At 71.5% G+C, this 18,004-nt stretch carries 13 protein-coding genes; 9 read left to right on the top strand and 4 right to left on the bottom strand.

Features of this window, described 5'->3' with window-relative positions:
• Positions 1 to 17: 17 nt before the first annotated feature.
• Positions 18 to 2,423, bottom strand: coding sequence for a penicillin acylase family protein (locus CP975_RS32655; protein ID WP_055531875.1), 2,406 nt, complete (start codon positions 2,421 to 2,423; stop codon positions 18 to 20).
• A gap of 154 nt (positions 2,424 to 2,577) precedes the next feature.
• On the opposite strand from CP975_RS32655, the gene CP975_RS32660 reads away from it, so the two are divergent.
• Both CP975_RS32660 and CP975_RS32665 read left to right on the top strand, forming a co-directional pair.
• Positions 2,578 to 4,086: an acyl-CoA synthetase gene (locus tag CP975_RS32660; RefSeq protein WP_055531873.1), complete on the top strand. Its 1,509-nt coding sequence runs from the start codon at positions 2,578 to 2,580 to the stop codon at positions 4,084 to 4,086.
• A gap of 17 nt (positions 4,087 to 4,103) precedes the next feature.
• Entirely contained in the window at positions 4,104 to 7,430 is a 3,327-nt protein-coding gene (locus CP975_RS32665) for a tetratricopeptide repeat protein (protein ID WP_167532770.1), read from the top strand.
• Positions 7,431 to 7,454: 24 nt separating this feature from the next.
• On the opposite strand, the gene paaK is transcribed toward CP975_RS32665, so the two are convergent.
• A complete protein-coding gene (paaK, locus tag CP975_RS32670) occupies positions 7,455 to 8,744 on the bottom strand; it encodes a phenylacetate--CoA ligase PaaK (RefSeq protein ID WP_150478036.1) in 1,290 nt (429 codons plus the stop codon).
• A 180-nt stretch (positions 8,745 to 8,924) separates the two neighbouring features.
• On the opposite strand from paaK, the gene CP975_RS32675 reads away from it, so the two are divergent.
• Both CP975_RS32675 and aroQ read left to right on the top strand, forming a co-directional pair.
• Complete coding sequence (locus CP975_RS32675; protein WP_055531901.1) at positions 8,925 to 9,770, top strand: alpha/beta fold hydrolase; 846 nt, start codon at positions 8,925 to 8,927, stop codon at positions 9,768 to 9,770.
• 72 nt (positions 9,771 to 9,842) lie between these two features.
• Positions 9,843 to 10,367 carry a gamma subclass chorismate mutase AroQ gene (gene aroQ, locus CP975_RS32680; RefSeq protein ID WP_342788000.1) on the top strand — a complete coding sequence of 175 codons (525 nt, stop codon included), beginning with the start codon at positions 9,843 to 9,845 and terminating at the stop codon, positions 10,365 to 10,367.
• A 273-nt stretch (positions 10,368 to 10,640) separates the two neighbouring features.
• Here aroQ and CP975_RS32685 read toward each other — a convergent pair whose 3' ends face one another.
• Entirely contained in the window at positions 10,641 to 12,272 is a 1,632-nt protein-coding gene (locus CP975_RS32685) for an acyl-CoA synthetase (RefSeq protein ID WP_055531868.1), read from the bottom strand.
• Between the two features lie 199 nt (positions 12,273 to 12,471).
• Here CP975_RS32685 and CP975_RS32690 point away from each other — a divergent pair, with 199 nt between their 5' ends.
• The 5 genes from CP975_RS32690 (at position 12,472) to CP975_RS32710 (ending at position 17,012) form a co-directional block, all read left to right on the top strand.
• On the top strand, positions 12,472 to 13,272 hold the full coding sequence (locus tag CP975_RS32690; protein ID WP_055531867.1) for a crotonase/enoyl-CoA hydratase family protein: 801 nt from the start codon (positions 12,472 to 12,474) through the stop codon (positions 13,270 to 13,272).
• 114 nt (positions 13,273 to 13,386) lie between these two features.
• The gene (locus CP975_RS32695; RefSeq protein ID WP_199783036.1) at positions 13,387 to 14,349 is read left to right on the top strand and encodes a Zn-ribbon domain-containing OB-fold protein; all 963 of its coding nucleotides are present in this window, start codon (positions 13,387 to 13,389) and stop codon (positions 14,347 to 14,349) included.
• A complete protein-coding gene (locus CP975_RS32700) occupies positions 14,350 to 15,429 on the top strand; it encodes a thiolase domain-containing protein (RefSeq protein WP_425474299.1) in 1,080 nt (359 codons plus the stop codon).
• A 32-nt stretch (positions 15,430 to 15,461) separates the two neighbouring features.
• The gene (locus tag CP975_RS32705; protein ID WP_055531894.1) at positions 15,462 to 16,628 is read left to right on the top strand and encodes a thiolase domain-containing protein; all 1,167 of its coding nucleotides are present in this window, start codon (positions 15,462 to 15,464) and stop codon (positions 16,626 to 16,628) included.
• A gap of 141 nt (positions 16,629 to 16,769) precedes the next feature.
• Positions 16,770 to 17,012 carry a DUF397 domain-containing protein gene (locus tag CP975_RS32710; protein WP_030775762.1) on the top strand — a complete coding sequence of 81 codons (243 nt, stop codon included), beginning with the start codon at positions 16,770 to 16,772 and terminating at the stop codon, positions 17,010 to 17,012.
• Between the two features lie 70 nt (positions 17,013 to 17,082).
• Here the strand turns inward: CP975_RS32710 and CP975_RS32715 are convergent, their stop codons facing one another.
• Complete coding sequence (locus CP975_RS32715; protein ID WP_055531866.1) at positions 17,083 to 17,967, bottom strand: NAD(P)-dependent oxidoreductase; 885 nt, start codon at positions 17,965 to 17,967, stop codon at positions 17,083 to 17,085.
• Between the last annotated feature and the right edge of the window lie 37 nt (positions 17,968 to 18,004).

Consider the following 18,004-nt stretch of genomic DNA (forward strand, 5'->3'; position numbering starts at 1 on the left):
TCAACTGCCTTGCGGCGTCAACGGCGTTCGCGCACCCGCACCACCTTCAGCGCGGGATCGCCGAGGATGTCCTTCTCGCAGAAGCGCGACGTCACCCAGCGTTCCTTCGCATACAGCCGCGTCTGATCGCTGTAATGCGGCGAGTCCGGGTTGGCGGACTGGGAGTACGTCAGCAGCGTACGGGCCTTCGGGCAGCGGCCCTCGCTCCAGCCGACCGCCTGGATGTGGCTCGACCCGTGCGTGACCTCGGTGTAGCCCTCCTTCGGGCTCCAGGTGGGGTCGATCTTGTTCCATACGCCGAGGGACTCCGTACCGCCGTGTATCGGCAGGCGCTCGCCGCCGCGTACGACGTACTGGTTCTCACCCAGCGGCGCGTCGAGCGCGATCCCCGCCGCGTTCAGCTCGGCCACCGCGTCGGCCAGCGCCTTCGGGAACTCCGGTGCCGTCGTGTCGAGGGTGTTCGGCGTGCGCACCGGGTCGGCCGCGGAGAACGGCACCTTCCACAGCCGCGCGTTCGGCACCGTCGCCGTCAGCTTGCGCCAGAAGCGGTCGAAGAGCAGCGCGCCCCGGCTGTCGGTGTTCATGGTGCGGTCCCAACGCGCCAGCACCGTACAGGCCTTGGACACGTCGACGGGCTTGCCGTCGCTGCCCGTCGCGGTGCCACCGGGCAGGGCCGCGCAGGCCTTCGCGGTGTCCTCCCCGGCGAGATCCGCCGCGGGCACGCGGTTCGCGAACTGCTGGCGTTGCAGGTCCCCGACCGTCAGGCCGCCCCTCTTCGCCATCGCGGAGACGTCCTCGATGGCGCCGCGCGTGCGCACCGAGCGCTGGGTGCCGAGGGAGCCGAAGACCCGCTCATAGCCGGTGATCGGCCGGTCGGCGTTGGTCAGCCACGCGCTGTCGTTGGAGTTCTCCACGTACGGGGTGTCCTTGAGCGTCGGCATCCGCGAAGGACCGAAGATCCCGGGCTGCACCGCGTCCCTGTCGGAGCCGAGCGCGCACGCGCCCCGCGAGCCGTCGAGCACCGCGACGCCCGACACCGGGTAGGTGACCTTGCCGAGGTCCGTGCTGCAACGCCGCACCAGCTCGTCGGTGATGCGGGGAAGCACCTGCGACTGCGTGAACAACGACCGGCCGCGCCGGTCCGCCGCGACGGTGTTCACCCAGGGCAGTCCCTGCGTGTCGCGAAGGGCCTTGAGGATGCCGGCGGTGGACCGGGCCTTGCCGAAGCCGATACCGGTGTCGTTGCCGCGCAGGTTCACGGCGTTCGGGTCGTTGAGCGCGTACGCCGTGGTCGAGGACCAGGGCAGCGGCAGCTGCGGGCCAAGGCCGGTGATGACGGGGCCGTAGCGGGTCCACCACTGGGTGCGGGTCACCGGGGCGCCGCCCTTCACGGGCACCGTGACGGTCCGCTTCGTCATCCTGTGCGGCTTGCCGTCCACCAGGTAGGTGGTCGGATCGGCCGGGTCCAGGGTGAGCTGGTGGAAGTTGAGGGGGACGCCGGTGGCGACGGTGTGGCTCCACGCCACGTCACCGTTGAAGCCGATGTTGACCACGCCGGTGCCGATCAACGAAGCGCCGGACACGTTCAGTTCGCCCGGGATGGTCTGTTGCGACTGCCAGAAGCGGCGCCCGCCCTGCCAGGGGTAGTGGGGGTTGCCGAGCAGCAGGCCCCTGCCGTTCGCCGTGGTCCCACCGTTGAACGCGACGGCGTTGGAGCCCATGTCGGAGTCCCGCGCCGAGAACAGTTCCCGGGCGGCCTGTGCCGAGCGGCGCGGGTCGGCCGCGCGGTCCCTGGCCGCCTCGCCCGGCGGCCGTGCGCCCGTGATGCCGTCGACGCCGCGCCCCTGCCCGCCGAGCACCTGCACCGCGAAGCCGTGCCGGGCCACGTCGAGCGCGGTGATCGGGCGGACCCAGTCGGCCTTCGCGCAGGCCGCGTCGGTGACGCGGTTCTGGGCCAGCCAGGCGTTGTAGCCCGCGGCGAAGCCGCGCATCAGCTCCTTCGTCTCCCGGCTGGGGCCCGCGGGGGCGGGCCGCTTCAGGAGCTTCTCCACGGTCCCGGCCTTCCGTACACCGCGGAAGTACAGATCGCTGCTGAGGTTCGTGGAGGCCGACGACAGGGCGGCGCCGGGGGAGGCCTCGGCCCCGAAGTGGCGCGAGCGCTCGCCGCGTACGGTCACATAACCGTCGGCGAGCGTGCACACCTGGTCGGCGGCCTGCGCCCAGCCCGTGCCGAAGCCGAGGTTGGCGTAGTCCTTGGCGAGGATGTGCGGAATGCCGTACTGCGTGTAGCGGATGGTGGCGTGCAGGCCGCCGCCCGATGGGTGTGCGTCGCGCGGAGCGGCCACCGCACCGGCCGGCAGCAGGGCCACCGCGGTGAGCAAGGTGATCCCGGCGGCGGCCAGACGTCTCGTACGGGTACGCAAGGGTGCCTCCCAACAGCGTTGACGGAAGGGGCGGTTGAGCGTACCAAGCGGTATGTCATCTGGGGGCCCCTTGACCGGGGCCTGTGGCGTCCCTTGAGGCGGCGTGCCGTGTGGTCCCTTGACCCGGGTGGTGTGGGAGACACAGGATCACGCCATGACGGGTGTACGGGAGAGCACGGTCGACGCAGTCCTCAGCCGCAGCGCGCGCCGCACACCGCGCCGGACGGCACTCCACTACGGCGAGCGGTCCTGGACCTACGAGGAACTGGACGACGCCGTCTCGCGCGCCGCCCGCGTACTGCGCGACCACGCCCTGGCGCCGGGCGAGCGGGTCGGCGCCTACGCCCACAACTCCGACGCCTATCTGATCGGCTTCCTCGCCTGCGCGCGGGCGGGCCTGGTGCACGTGCCGGTCAACCAGAACCTCACCGGCGACGACCTGACGTACATCCTGCGCCAGTCCGGCAGCTCGCTCGTCCTCACCGACCCGGACCTCGCGGAGCGTCTCCCCGCCGACCTGCCGGCCCTGCCCCTGCGCGACACGGACGGTTCGCTGCTCGCGCGGCTCGCCGCGTCACCCGCGTACGAGGGACAAGGCCCCCGCGGCGACGATCTGGCGCAGCTGCTCTACACCTCGGGCACCACTGCCCGGCCGAAGGGCGCCATGATGTCCCACCGCGCACTCGTCCACGAGTACGCGAGCGCGATCACCGCCCTGGACCTCAAGGAGGGCGACAAGCCCGTCCACTCGCTGCCGCTCTACCACTCGGCGCAGATGCACGTCTTCCTCATGCCCTACCTCGCGGTCGGCGCCGAGAACACCGTGCTCGACGCGCCGGACGCCGAGCGGATCCTCGACCTCGTCGAGACCGGGCGCGCCGACAGCCTGTTCGCGCCGCCCACCGTGTGGATCGGCCTCGCGAACCACCCAGGCTTCGCCACCCGCGACCTAGGCGCGCTGCGCAAGGCGTACTACGGTGCGTCGGCCATGCCGGTGCCGGTCCTGGAACGACTGCGTTCCACGCTGCCCGGTCTCGGCTTCTACAACTGCTTCGGGCAGAGTGAGATCGGCCCGCTCGCCACCGTCCTCGGACCCGATGAGCACGAGGGCCGGATGGACTCCTGCGGGCGGCCCGTCCTGTTCGTCGAGGCGCGCCTCGTCGACGAGCACGGCCGTGAGGTGCGGGACGGCAGCCGGGGCGAAGTCGTCTACCGCTCACCGCAGTTGTGCGACGGCTACTGGGACAAGCCGGAGGAAACCGCCGAGGCGTTCCGCGACGGCTGGTTCCACTCGGGGGACCTCGCCGTGCGGGACGCGGAGGGCTATTTCACCGTCGTGGACCGCGTCAAGGACGTCATCAACTCCGGTGGCGTGCTCGTCGCCTCCCGCCAGGTCGAGGACGCGCTGTACGCCCACGCGGGCGTCGCGGAGGCCGCCGTGATCGGGCTGCCGGACGAACGCTGGATCGAGGCGGTCACCGCCGTCGTCGTACGCAAGGACGCAGAGCTGTCGGAGGCCGAACTCATCGCCCACGCCCGCGAGAGGCTCGCCCACTTCAAGGCGCCCAAGCGGGTCCTGTTCGTGCACGAGCTGCCGCGCAACGCCAGCGGGAAGATCCTCAAGCGGGAGCTGCGGGACCGCTTCGGTGACGGCATCATGTGAGGCAGGGGGTGGGGCAGTTGGCGGAGCGGCAGCCGTCGCGGCAGAACCTGAACAGGCGCCGTCGCCGGACCGGCTTCGTCGGCCGGCAGGGCGAGCTGGGAGTGTTCCGGGACAACCTCTCCCGGGACCCCGCGGACGACGCCTTTCAGTATCTCTTCCACGTCCACGGCCAGGCAGGGGTCGGCAAGACGTCGATGGTGCGGCAGTGGGAGGCCCTGGCGCGCGAGGCGGGGGCGCTCACCGCCTATCTCGATGACGACGTGCACAGTGTGATCGAGGCGATGGAAGCGATCAGCGCCCAGTTCGAGCGCCAGGGCGTGGCACTGAAGGGGTTCAAGAAGCTGCTCGCGGCCTACCGGCAGCGGCGCCATGAAGCCGAATCGCCCCTGACCGTGGCGGGGGTGGGGTGTGCGCAGGACGCGGGAGGCGGGGCGTCGCCCACGGCGTCGCCGTCCAGCACCATCGCGGCGCAGGCAGGTCTCGCCGGACTCGGGATGGTGCCGGGCATGGGTGCGGTCGCCGGTGCCATGGACCCGCAGCAGCTCGCCCAGGGCGCCGATCGGATACGTGCCTCGCTCAGTGGCCGGTTCCGCAACCACGCCGATGTCCAACTGGTGCTGTCTCCCGTGCGGATGCTGACGCCGGTGTTCATGGACGACCTGGCGGAGGCGGCCGCACGGAGTCCACGGGTCGTGCTGTTCTTCGACGTCTTCGAGCGGACCAGCCCCGTTCTGAACGAGTGGCTGCGGGACATCCTGGTCGGTGAGGAGTACCCAGGCCTGCCCGTCAACGTCCTGGCCGTCCTGTCAGGGCAGGGGCGGCTCGACGCCCGGTGCTGGGGAGACCATCTGGATCTGGTGGCCGACATCCCGCTCGCGGTCTTCACCGAGGAGGAGGCCCGGCAACTGCTGGCGGCCCGGGGCGTCACGCATGAGGAGACCATCCAGGTCATCCTGCATCTGACGGGGCGGCTGCCGGTTCTGGTCGACACGCTCGCACTGAACCGCCCCCAGGAGCCGGGGGAGGTCGCCGACCCTTCCGAGACGGCGGTCGAACGGTTCCTGAAGTGGGTGTCGACCCCCGAGCAACGGGCCGCGGCCCAGGCCTGCGCGCTGCCTCTGCAAATGGACGAGGACATCTACCGGGAGACGGTCCCCGAGGCGCTGGCCGATCAGTACGGCTGGCTGCGCGGTCTCCCCTTCGTCACCGGCCAGGCAGGCCGGTGCCGCTACCACGACGTCGTCCGCGCCGCCATGCTCCGGCTGCAACGCACCCAGTCACCCACGCGCTGGCAACAGCAGCACACGCGGCTCGCCGACATCCATCGTCGGCGAGGCCAGGCTCTCCAGGCGACGCTCGCACCCAACGACGGCTGGCCGCACAGCGCTTGGCGGGAGCACCGGCTCAACGAGACCTACCACCGCCTGTGCGCGCGCCCCGACCTCGCCCTGCCGGATGCCCTGCACGACCTCGTACGGGCCTGTGACGCGGGCACCGCCGTTCTGCGGCGCTGGGTACACATGGTCGTCCAGGCCGGGAAGGACTCCGCGGACGAGCGGCTCGCCTCGTGGGGGGACCGGCTCGCCGCCGCGTTCGCAGAGCCCGCCGACGACCTGGTCTCCGCTCTGTCACTGGTACTCGCCGCCCCGGAACTCCCCGCCGAGGACCGCACCTTGGCCCACATGCTCCGAGGCCGCCAACACCGCAGGTCCGGCGAGTACGAAGCGGCCTTGACGGACTACGCCCGCGCTCTGGCGCTGACTCCGGACTTCGCCCGCGCGCTGTACGGCCGGGGCGAGACCCTCCGGCTGATGGGACGTTACGACCGGGCACTGCACAGCCTTTCCAGGGCGCTGGACGTGGAGCCCGACGACCCCTGGAGCATCCTGGCCCGCGGACAGACCTATGAGGCGATGGGCCGCTACGACGACGCCCTCGCTGATTTCAGCCGTCTGAAGGAGAGCGACGACGACGTGGGTTGGTGTGCCCTTTTCCACCGGGGGGACACCTACCGGTCCATGGGCCGCTACACCGAGGCTCTGGCCGACTGCGACGAAGCCATCGGACGCAAACCGGACGATGCCTGGGCCGTGGTCCGGCGTGGCATGGTCTACCAGGCCATGGGCCGTGTCGAGGAAGCTCTCGCCGACTACGACCACGCCGCTGAGCAGCAGGCCACTCGGGCCTGGGCGTGCACCGTGCGCGCCCAGATCCATCGTTCCGCCCGCCGGTTCGAGGCGGCGCTGGCCGACCACGACCGCGCCGGCGAAGCCGAGCCGCACGACGCGTGGGTCATCGGCAACCGCGCGGAGACGTACCAGGCCATGGGCCGCTATGACGATGCGCTCGCCGACCACGACCGTGCGATCGAGCTGGACCCGGAAGGCGCGTGGGTCATCGCCAATCGGGGGGACACCTATCGGGCCATGGGCCGCTATGAAGAGGCTGGGGCCGACTACGACAGTGCCGTCCGATTCCAGCCGGAAGAACCCTGGCACTTGGTCCGGCGAGGTTGGGCCCATGAGGGGATGGGGCGCTGCGACGACGCTCTGGCCGACTACGACCGTGCCATCGAGATGGCTCCCGCGCAGGCCTGGATGTGGGCTGTGCGCGCCCAGTTCCTTCAGCGCGTCGGGCGGTACGAAGACGCGCTGGCCGACGACGACCGTGCCATCGAGCTGGATCCGGGCAACGCCTCGGTCCTCTCCAGCCGGGCCTACGTTTTCCGCTTGCTGAGGCGGTACGAGGACGCGCTCGCCGATTACGACCGTGTGATCGCGCTCGATCCGACGGACGAATGGGCCTTCGTCGGCAGGGGAGAGGCATACCGGGCCCTGGGCCGCTACGAAGAGGCCGTGGCCGACTACGACCATGCCATCGAGGTGGATCCGGAAGAACCCTGGAGGTTGTCCAAGCGCGCGCTGGCATACCGGGCGCTGGGGCGGTACGAGGACGCGCTCGCCGACTGCTACCACGTCCTGCGGATCCGGCCCGACAACGCCTGGTACCACTTGGAATGCGCGGTGGTCCTCAGGCTGCTGCGGCGGCGGCCGGAGGCCGGTGACCACATCCGGCGGGCCGTGGAGATCTACTCCGACGAGGCAGACGGTGAAGGCCCCGCGGCCGCCCATGCGCGAGGCAATCTGCTGGTGGTCCACTGCGCGGCCGACGCGTGGGGCGAGGCGGCCGCGGAACTGGAACGCTTCCTGGCGTGCGGCCCCCGCAGGCGACGTATCCGTGAAGCGCTGGACGACCTGAAGGACCTCCAGGGGGTCCTGCCCATGGACCATCAACAGATGGAACCCATCCGCCGGCGGCTGGAGGGTGCCGTGACTCTGCCATGACGAGGACACCGCCGTGACGAGGCTCTACGCCCTTTCCCGCAGATCCACGATCCGCTTGAACTTGCCCACCGAACGCTCGATCGTCTCCGGGTCCACGATGTCCACGCCGACCGAGACACCGATGCCGTCCTTCACGGCCGCGGCGATCTCCCGGGCCGCCGCCTCGCGCCGCTCGGCCGGCGTGTCGGCGCGCGCCTCGGCCCGCACCGTCAGGGCGTCCATGCGCCCCTCGCGGGTCAGGCGCAGCTGGAAGTGCGGCGCGATACCGGCCGTGCGCAGCACGATCTCCTCGATCTGCGTGGGGAAGAGATTGACCCCGCGCAGGATCACCATGTCGTCACTGCGGCCCGTCACCTTCTCCATCCGCCGGAAGACCCGCGCCGTCCCCGGAAGCAGCCGCGTCAGATCGCGCGTGCGGTAGCGGACCACGGGCATGGCCTCCTTGGTGAGGGAGGTGAACACCAGCTCGCCGCGCTCCCCGTCCGGCATCACCTCGCCCGTGATCGGGTCGACGACCTCGGGATAGAAGTGGTCCTCCCAGATGTGCAGCCCGTCCTTGGTCTCCACGCACTCCTGGGCGACGCCCGGGCCGATGACCTCCGACAGCCCGTATATGTCGACCGCGTCGATCGCGAAACGCTCCTCGATCTCGTGCCGCATCTCCTCGGTCCACGGCTCCGCGCCGAAGATGCCGACCCGCAGGGACGTCGTACGGGGATCGATGCCCTGCCGCTCGAACTCCTCCAGGAGCGTGAGCATGTACGACGGGGTCACCATGATGATCTCGGGGCGGAAGTCCAGGATCAGCCGGACCTGACGTGCCGTCATGCCGCCGGACGCGGGAATGACCGTGCAGCCGAGCCGCTCGGCGCCGTAGTGCGCGCCCAGGCCGCCGGTGAACAGGCCGTACCCGTAGGCCACATGGACCTTGTCGCCGGGCCTGCCGCCCGCGGCGCGGATCGAGCGCGCCACCACGTCCGCCCACATGGACAGATCGCGCTCGGTGTACCCGACGACCGTCGGGAGGCCCGTCGTGCCGCTGGAGGCGTGCAGCCGACGTACCTCGGACTGCTCCACCGCGAACATCCCGAACGGATAATTCGCCCGCAGGTCGTCCTTGGTGGTGAACGGGAATCGCGCCAGGTCGGCGAGCGAACGGCAGTCGTCGGGGCGCAGGCCCGCCTTGTCGAACGCCGCCCGGTAGAACGGGACGTTCTCGTACGCGTGCAGCAAGGTGTCCTGGAGGCGTTCCAACTGCAACGCCCCGAGTTCGCGGGGGCCGAGCCGTTCCGCCGCGTCCAGCTGTGGCGGCATACGCGTCATCAAGGGTTCTCCCGTCCTGAACGGGCGACCGATCATTCGGTCGTCGATCTTCCGTCGAGGTCAGTAATCCAGTCCCCGAGGTGGCCGTCAAGAGATCTCGCACGGCCGTCGGCGGTGGACCGACGCGCACCGGCGTTGCCCGGACCGCGCCGGGATGTGATGATCCCCGGCATGCCGGTATTCAGCGCGTACGACGGGACCCAGCTGGCCTACCACGAGAAGGGGGAGGGCGAGCCACTGCTCTGTGTGCCGGGTGGCCCCATGCGCGCCTCCGTCTACCTGGGCGACCTCGGCGGCCTCACGGCGCACCGCCGCCTCATCCTGCTCGATCTGCGGGGCACGGGCGACTCGGCGGTGCCGGACGACACGGCGACGTACCGCTGCGACCTTCTCGTCGACGACGTCGAGGCGCTGCGCGAGCACCTCGGGCTCGACCGGGTCGACGTGCTCGGGCACTCCGCGGGCGGTGACCTCGCCACGCTGTACGCGGCCCGCCACCCCAAGCGGATCCGCACCCTGATCCTGGTCGCCCCGGCCACGCTGGCCGTCGGGGGCGTCGTGACCGACGAGGACCGCCGCGAGGCTGCCGCGCTGCGCAAGGACGAGCCCTGGTACCCGGCGGCCGAGGCCGCGCTGCGGGAGATCGCGCAGGGCCGTGCCCCCAGCGCCGGCTGGGAGGCCATCGCACCGCTCACCTACGGGCGTTGGGACGCGGCGGCCCAGGCGCACCGCGCGCAGAGCCCGGCCCAGAAGAACGCGGCGGCCTCCGAGGCGTACTACGGCGAGGCCTCCTTCGACCCGCCCGCCACCCGCGCCGCCCTCGCCTCCCTGGCCGCGCCGGTACTCGTGCTGGCAGGCGCCTACGACGGTGGGCCGAGCCCCGCCCGGGCCGAGGAGCTGGCCGCGCTCTTCCCGGCCGGCGTGTGCCAAGTACAGCCGGGCGGCGGGCACTTCCCGTGGCTGGACGATCCGGAGTGGTTCAGGCGGCGGGTGGCGGGGTTCCTGGCGCAGGACTGAGCGGTGCCCGGGTGGGCGGTGCCTGGCCGGGCGGCGCCTGGCCGGTCAGACCTGCTCGGGGTGACAGGCGGGGTGCATCTCACCTCGACCGTGGGCCGTGCCCTGTCCGCCTGCGCCGCGACGGCCGCCCTGTTCGCGGGAAATCCCGTGGCGGTCGCCGCACCCGCACCAGCCCCCGCGCCGCCGGAGGTGACCGGGCCCACGGCCCCGTACGGCCGACTGCGCCTGCTCGCCGATCTGTCGGCCCAGCGCCTCGCCACCGCCGACCTCGTCGCCGCCGCCAAGTACGGCACGGACAGCCCCATCGACGATCCGGCTCGCGAGAAGCAGGTCCTGGACGCGGTGGCCCGCCAGGCGCGGGAGACGGGCGGCGACCCCGAGGCGACGGTGCGGATCTTCCGCGACCAGATCGACGCCAACAAGGTGGTCCAGCGAGGGCTGTTCCGCCGCTGGGACGCCGACCCCTCCCAGGTACCGAAGGAGCGTCCGGACCTCACCGAGGTCCGCGAGGAGATCAACCGGATCAACGGCGGCCTGGTGCGGGGCATCGCCCGTCAGCCGACGCGCGCACCGCCCCGTACTGCGGGGGAGTCCTGACCGCGGCCGCCGCACACACCCGGCATGCCGACCGGCTCGACGCCCTGCACGGCGTCGCGCTGGGGCGGGCGCTGCGATCCGTCTGCGCGGGATGAGTTCCGACCGGCCCGGACGGGCAGCCCGAGGTACGCCTCCGTACGCAGCCGGGCACGCCGCATCGCCTCCAGGGCGTTCGGGTACAAGGGGTTCTCGTCGGTGCGCAGGAGTCCGCCCGCCCTGGCTGAGCGCCGGGCCTTGTGGCACGCCCGATGGGCATGCTCCGCCGGCCGGACGCTAACCCCTCGCCGCCACCGCCTTCGCCCACCGGTAGTCAGCCTTGCCGCTCGGCGAGCGCTCGATGTGGTCCGTGAAGACCACCGCGCGCGGGATCTTGTACCCGGCGAGCAGCGCGCGGCAGTGGGCCTGGACGGCTTCCAGATCCAACGAGGGCGCGCCGCCGCGCAGTTGGATGACGGCGGCGACCCTTGAGCCCCAGCGCTCGTCGGGCACTCCGGCGACCAGCGCGTCGTACACGTCCGGATGGGATTTGAGGGCCTGCTCGACCTCCTCCGGGTACACCTTCTCGCCGCCGGTGTTGATGCACTGCGAGCCGCGTCCGAGGACGGTGACGACGCCGTTCTCGTCGACCGTCGCCATGTCACCGAGCAGCACCCAGCGTTCCCCGCCCTTCTGGAAGAACGTCTCGGCGGTCTTCGCCGGGTCGTTGTAGTAGCCGAGCGGCACGTGGCCGCGCTGGGCGAGGCGGCCCGGCACCCCGACAGGGACCGGCTCGTGCGTGGCCGGATCCACCACGCGCGTACGGTCGTTGACCTCCAGGCGAAAGCCCCTCCGGGGGCCCGAGTCGTCCGTGGCCCTGCCGTTGGAACCGGACTCGGAGGAGCCGAAGTTGTTGAGGAGGAGCACGTGGGGCACCAGTTCCTGGAACTGGGCCCGCACCGTCTCCGACATGATCGCCCCGGACGAGGAGACGCTGAACAGCGACGACAGATCGGTGCCCCTGAGCGGGCCGCGCAGGGCGTCGATGAGCGGCCTGAGCATCGCGTCGCCCACCAGGGACACGCTCGACACCTTCTCCCGCTCGATGGTGCGCAGCACCTCTTCGGGCACGTACTTGCGGTGCAGGGCCACCCGCTGGCCGTAGTTGAAGGCGATGAACGACGTCAGCGTCGACGTGCCGTGCATCAGCGGGGGAGTGGGGAAGAAGGTGAGGCCGGACCCGCCCGCGGCGACCCGCTCGGCCAGCTCCTCGGGCCGCTTCACCGGCTCACCGGCCGGTTCGCCCCCGAAGAGCCCCGCGAAGAACAGGTCCTCCTGGCGCCACATGACGCCCTTGGGCATACCGGTCGTGCCGCCCGTGTAGATGATGAACAGGTCGTCCGCCGAGCGCGGTCCGAAGCCGCGCTCCGGTGAGCCCGACGCCTCCGCGTCGGCGAACGCCACCACGTCGATGGCGTCGGTGGCGTCGAGTGAGGGCGCGTCCGTGGGCGGCTCGCCCACCCGTACCAGGTGCCGCAGTCTCTCCGTGCGCGGCAGCGCCGCCGCGACCCGCTCGGTGAACTCGGCGTCGAAGACAAGCGCCGCGAGATCCGCGTCGCGGTAGAGATAGGCCAACTCCTCCTCGACATAGCGGTAGTTGACGTTGACCGGCACCAGCCGTGCCTTGAGGCAGCCCAGGACCGTCTGGAGGTACTCGACGCCGTTGTACAGATGCAGCCCCAGGTGCTCGCCGGGCGTCAGGCCGCTGTCGATCAGGTGGTGCGCGACGCGGTTGGCCACCGCGTCCAGCTCGGCGTAGGTCAGCCGGCGCTCCGCGCCCGTGCCGGGGTGGTCGATGTAGACGAGCGCCTCGCGGCCGGGAACCACGTCGACGACCGACTCGAACAGGTCGGCAAGGTTGTACTCCACCGCGCTCCTCCTGACCCCGGCGTGCACTGCGAGCCCCCGCTTGGCGGTCATCAGAGCAGAGGCGTCCACAAGTGGGAAGGGCCCCCGCGGAACAAAACTGACTGGGTGTCAGAAAACTATTGAACTGGCTCCCCGGCTACTGCAACCTGTTCCAGGTCCGGGGGCGACAGGATGCCCGGCGACGGAGGGAGCACGGCACATGGGTGGGACGGAACACCTCTCCGTGCGGCGCGAAGGCGCCACACTGATCCTCACGCTTAACAGGCCCGAGGCGAAGAACGCGCTGTCGCTGCCGATGCTCGTCGGCCTCTACGACGGATGGGTGGCGGCCGACGAGGACGACGCGGTCCGCTCGATCGTGCTGACCGGCGCGGGCGGCTCGTTCTGTGCGGGCATGGACCTCAAGGCCCTCGCGGGCAACGGCATGGAGGGCGAGCGGTACCGGGACCGGATGCGGGCCGACCCCGATCTGCACTGGAAGGCGATGCTGCGCCACCACCGCCCCCGCAAGCCGGTCATCGCCGCCGTCGAGGGCTACTGCGTGGCCGGCGGCGCGGAGATCCTGCAAGGCACGGACATCCGGGTGGCGGGGGAGTCGGCGACCTTCGGGCTCTTCGAGGTGCGGCGCGGGCTCTTCCCCATCGGGGGGTCGACCGTCCGGCTCCCGCGCCAGATCCCTCGTACGCACGCCCTGGAGATGCTCCTCACCGGGCGGCCCTACTCGGCGGCCGAGGCCGCCGCCATCGGCCTCGTCGGACATGTCGTACCGGACGGCGCCGCACTGGACAAGGCTCTCGTCATCGCCGAGCAGATCAACGCGTGCGGGCCGCTCGCCGTGGAGGCGGTCAAAGCCTCTGTGTACGAGGCCGCTTCGCTCTCCGAGGCGGACGGTCTCGCGGCCGAGCTGAAGCGGGGGTGGCCCGTGTTCGACACCGCCGATGCGAAGGAGGGCTCCAGAGCCTTTGCGGAGAAGCGGCCCCCGGAGTTTCGGCGAGCCTAGGCCGAATGCCACCTGCGGACCGGTGGGGGCTGGTCGCGCAGTTCCCCGCGTCCCCTCGGGGGCGCCCCCGCACGGGGCGGCCCTCCGCCCCATCGTCGAGAATCGGAGTTGGTCATGACATCCGCCCCCGTGCCCGAAGTGCTGCGTGCGCCTCTCGTCGTCGAATTTCCCTTCACCCGGTCCCTCGGACCCGTGCAGAGCGCGTTTCTCACCGGGTTGCGGGAGCGCACCGTGCTCGGCGTGAAGACCGGGGACGGGCGCACGCTCGTGCCGCCCGTCGAGTACGACCCCGCGACCGCCGAAGAGATACGTGACCTCGTCGAGGTCGGCGACACCGGGACCGTCACCACCTGGGCCTGGAACCACGAGCCCCGCCGCGCCCAGCCCCTGGGCACCCCCTTCGCCTGGGTCCTGGTGAAGCTGGACGGCGCCGACACGGCCCTGCTCCACGCCCTCGACGCGCCGGGCCCCGACGCCGTACGCACCGGCATGCGCGTCCGCATCCGCTGGGCCGCCGAACGCGTCGGCGCCATCACGGACATCGCCTGCTTCGAGCCGTACGACGGGGATGGCGCCCCACAGGAAAGCGCGCCCCACAGCGGGGAGTTCACCGACCCCGTCACCGGGATCGGCGCGCCCGCGCGGCTCGACTACACCTACGCGCCGGGCCGCGCCCAGACCGCCTACATCAACGCCCTCTCCGAACAACGGACCGTCGGCGAACGCTGTCCCGCCTGCCGCAAGGTGTACGTCCCGCCCCGGGGCGCCTGCCCCACCTGCGGCGTCGCCACGGCCGAACGGGTCGAGGTCGGGCCGCGCGGCACCGTCACGACGTACTGCATCGTCAACATCAAGGCGAAGAACCTCGACATCGAAGTCCCCTACGTCTACGCGCACATAGCCCTCGACGGCGCCGACCTCGCGCTGCACGCCCGCATCGCCGGGATCCCCTACGACGAGGTGCGGATGGGGCTGCGCGTCGAACCCGTGTGGACCGAGGGTGGCCGCTTCCCCGACCACTACCGGCCGACGGGCGAGCCCGACGCCGACTACGACACGTACAAGGAGCTGATCTAGATGGCGCCCCGCAAGCCGTCCGTGATGCGCCCGGCCCGCGACGTCGCCGTCGTCGCCTTCGGACAGACCGACCATCTGCGCACCACCGACGAGCTGTCCGAAGTCGAGATGCTCATGCCGGTACTGCACCAGGTCCTCGCCGCCACCGGCCTGCGGACCAGCGACATCGGGTTCACCTGCTCCGGCTCCTGCGACTACCTCGCGGGCCGCGCCTTCTCCTTCACGATGGCGCTCGACGGAGTGGGCGCCTGGCCGCCGATCTCCGAGTCGCACGTCGAGATGGACGGCGCCTGGGCGCTGTACGAGGCGTGGGTGAAGCTCCAGACCGGCGAGGCGGACACCGCGCTCGTCTACTCCTACGGCAAGTCCTCGCCGGGCTCCGTACGCGACGTGCTGACCCGGCAGCTCGACCCGTACTACCTCGCCCCGCTGTGGCCCGACTCCGTGGCGCTCGCCGCACTCCAGGCGCAGGCACTCATCGACGCGGGCGAGACCGACGAACCCGCGCTGGCCGGCGTCGCCCGGCGCAGCCGCGCCGACGCCACCGCCAACTCCCACGCGCAGCTCAGCGGTTCGGTCGCGCAGGGCGAGTACGTCGTACGCCCGCTGCGTACCGGAGACTGCCCGCCGGTCGGCGACGGGGCCGCGGCCGTGATCCTCGTGGCGGGGGAGCGGGCCCGCGACCTGTGCGAGCGGCCCGCGTGGATCCGGGGCATCGACCACCGTGTCGAGGCGCACGGCCTGGGGGTGCGCGACCTCACCGACTCGCCGTCCACCCGCCTCGCCGCCGAGCGCGCCGGCGTCTTCGAACGGCCCGTGGACACCGCCGAACTGCACGCGCCCTTCACCTCCCAGGAGATCGTCCTGCGCAAGGCCCTGAGGATCGGCGACGACGTCACCGTCAACCCCTCCGGGGGCGCGCTCGCCGCCAACCCCATGATGGCGGCGGGGCTCATCCGGATCGGCGAGGCGGCCGCCCGCATCCACCGGGGCGCGTCGCACCGCGCCGTCGCACACGCCACCTCGGGGCCCTGCCTCCAGCAGAACCTGGTCGCCCTCCTGGAAGGAGACGCCCGATGAGCAGTCAGGTGAGCGGCCGGGTGGGCGGTCGGGTGGGTAAGGAGCCGGTGGCCGTCGTCGGGATCGGGCAGACCAAGCACGTGGCCGCCCGACGTGACGTGTCGATCGCGGGCCTGGTCCGCGAGGCCGCCCAACGCGCCCTCAGAGACGCCGAGTTGACGTGGGCGGACATCGACGCCGTCGTCATCGGCAAGGCCCCGGACTTCTTCGAGGGCGTCATGATGCCCGAGCTGTACCTCGCCGACGCGCTCGGAGCCGTCGGGAAACCCATGCTCCGCGTGCACACGGCGGGCTCGGTCGGCGGCTCCACGGCACTGGTCGCCGCCAACCTCGTCGCGGGCCGCGTCCACGGCACCGTCCTGACCCTCGCCTTCGAAAAGCAGTCGGAATCCAACGCCATGTGGGGCCTGTCGCTGCCCATCCCCTTCCAGCAGCCACTGCTCGCGGGGGCGGGCGGCTTCTTCGCCCCGCACGTGCGCGCGTACATGCGGCGCACCGGCGCGCCCGAGACGGTCGGCTCCCTCGTCGCGTACAAAGACCGGCGCAACGCCCTGAAGAACCCCTACGCGCACCTCCACGAGCACGACATCACCCTGGAGAAGGTGCAGGCCTCGCCGATGCTCTGGGACCCGATCCGCTACTCCGAGACCTGCCCCTCCTCCGACGGGGCCTGCGCGATGGTCCTCACCGACCGTGCGGGAGCGGCCCGTTCACCCCGGCCGCCCGCCTGGATGCACGGCGGCGCGATGCGCAGTGAGCCGACGCTCTTCGCGGGCAAGGACTTCGTCTCCCCGCAGGCGGGCAAGGACTGCGCCGCCGACGTCTACCGGCAGGCGGGCATCGCGGAGCCCCGCCGGGAGATCGACGCCGTCGAGATGTACGTGCCGTTCTCCTGGTACGAGCCGATGTGGCTGGAGAACCTCGGCTTCGCGGCGGAGGGCGAGGGCTGGAAGCTCACCGAGTCCGGTGTGACGGAACTCGACGGCGACCTGCCCGTCAACATGTCCGGCGGCGTCCTGTCGACCAACCCCATCGGCGCCTCCGGGATGATCCGCTTCGCGGAGGCGGCACTTCAGGTGCGCGGACAGGCGGGGGAGCACCAAGTGGAGGGGGCGCGCAGGGCGCTTGGGCACGCTTACGGAGGAGGCGCGCAGTTCTTCTCCATGTGGCTCGTCGGCGCCGCACCGCCCGCCACCTGATGCCACCCGGCACCCCGTCCGGCACGCCACCCGGCGCGGCGTCCGGTACGCCGACGGACCGTGGCCGGACTCCGCGGCCTGTCCGGCGTCCGGAGCGAAAGCTAGGCTGGCGCCGGACGACGCATCGGGAGGAGCACGGACGTGGCCGAAAGCACCACTCAGCAGCATCCGCTCGCGGGCTGGGACAAGCCGGAGCTTGACCTCAGTACCGCCGACTGGCGATCCAGCAGCGAAGGGCGCGGGGACGTGGAGATCGCCTTCGTCGAAGGCTTCGTGGCGATGCGCAACGGCGGTCGGCCGGAAAGCCCATCCTTGATCTTCACACCCGCGGAGTGGGGGGCCTTCGTCCACGGCGCGCGCGAGGGCGAGTTCGACCTGACCTAGGGCCGCAGGCTCCCCGGAAGGGGGCCGGTCCAGGCGCCTGGACCGGCCCCCTTCCGGGTGCCGGGGCAGCTCAGTCCTCGCGGGGCTTGAGGAACTCCTCGATCAGCACGGGGTACTGCTCGCCACCGTGTCCCGCGGCGATCGACCGGTCCGCCATCGCCTTGAACAGCTTGGGCAGTTCGGCGTTGACGCCCACCCGCTCGCTCTCCTCGATGAGGTGTGCCATCGACCGCGCGTCGCCCTCCAGGGCCGACACCTCGGCAGGGAAGGACCCCTTGTCGATCTGCTCGGCGTACCCGGGCAGCCACTCGGCGACGCCGGCCGCCATCTGCCGTGCGAACGGCGCGTACGTCGCGGCGTCCACACCGGCCGTCCTGAGCAGCGCGGTGCCCTGGAGCCAGGCGTTGAGGACGCTCCACATCATGGCGAGGCCGGCCACGTCGTACAGGGCCGCGAGCCCGTGGTCCGCGCCGAGGTAGGAGAGGGTGCCGAGCGCTTCGAGCGTCGGCCGGTGCGCCTCGAAGTCCGACTCCGGTCCGCTGTGCAGGATCAGCGCGTCGGCGGTCCCTATCACCGGGGGGACGGCCATGAGGGCGCCGTCCAGGTAGCGGGCGCCGCGCTGTGCGGCCCATCGGGCGGCTTCCCGCGCCTGGCTCGAGTCGCCCGACGTGAGGTTGACCAATGTCGTGCCGCCGAGGTCGATGTCGTTCGCGTCGAGCAGTTCGTGCAGGGCCGGGTAGTCGGTGAGGCAGATGATCGTCAGGGGGCTCGCCTTGAGCGCGTCGCCGAGCGTCGGCGCGAGCCGCGCCCCCTCGGCGACCAGCGGGTCGGCCTTGGCGGCCGTGCGGTTCCACACGGTCGTGGAGTGCCCTGCCTTGAGGAGAGCGCGGGCGAGCGCTTGGCCCATCAGGCCGAGTCCGATGACGGTCACATGTGTGTCGGTTGCGTTGTTCATGGCAACATCGTCAACGTTGATACCGGTGTGAAGGTCA

The organism is Streptomyces alboniger, assembly GCF_008704395.1.
Lineage (GTDB): Bacteria > Actinomycetota > Actinomycetes > Streptomycetales > Streptomycetaceae > Streptomyces > Streptomyces alboniger.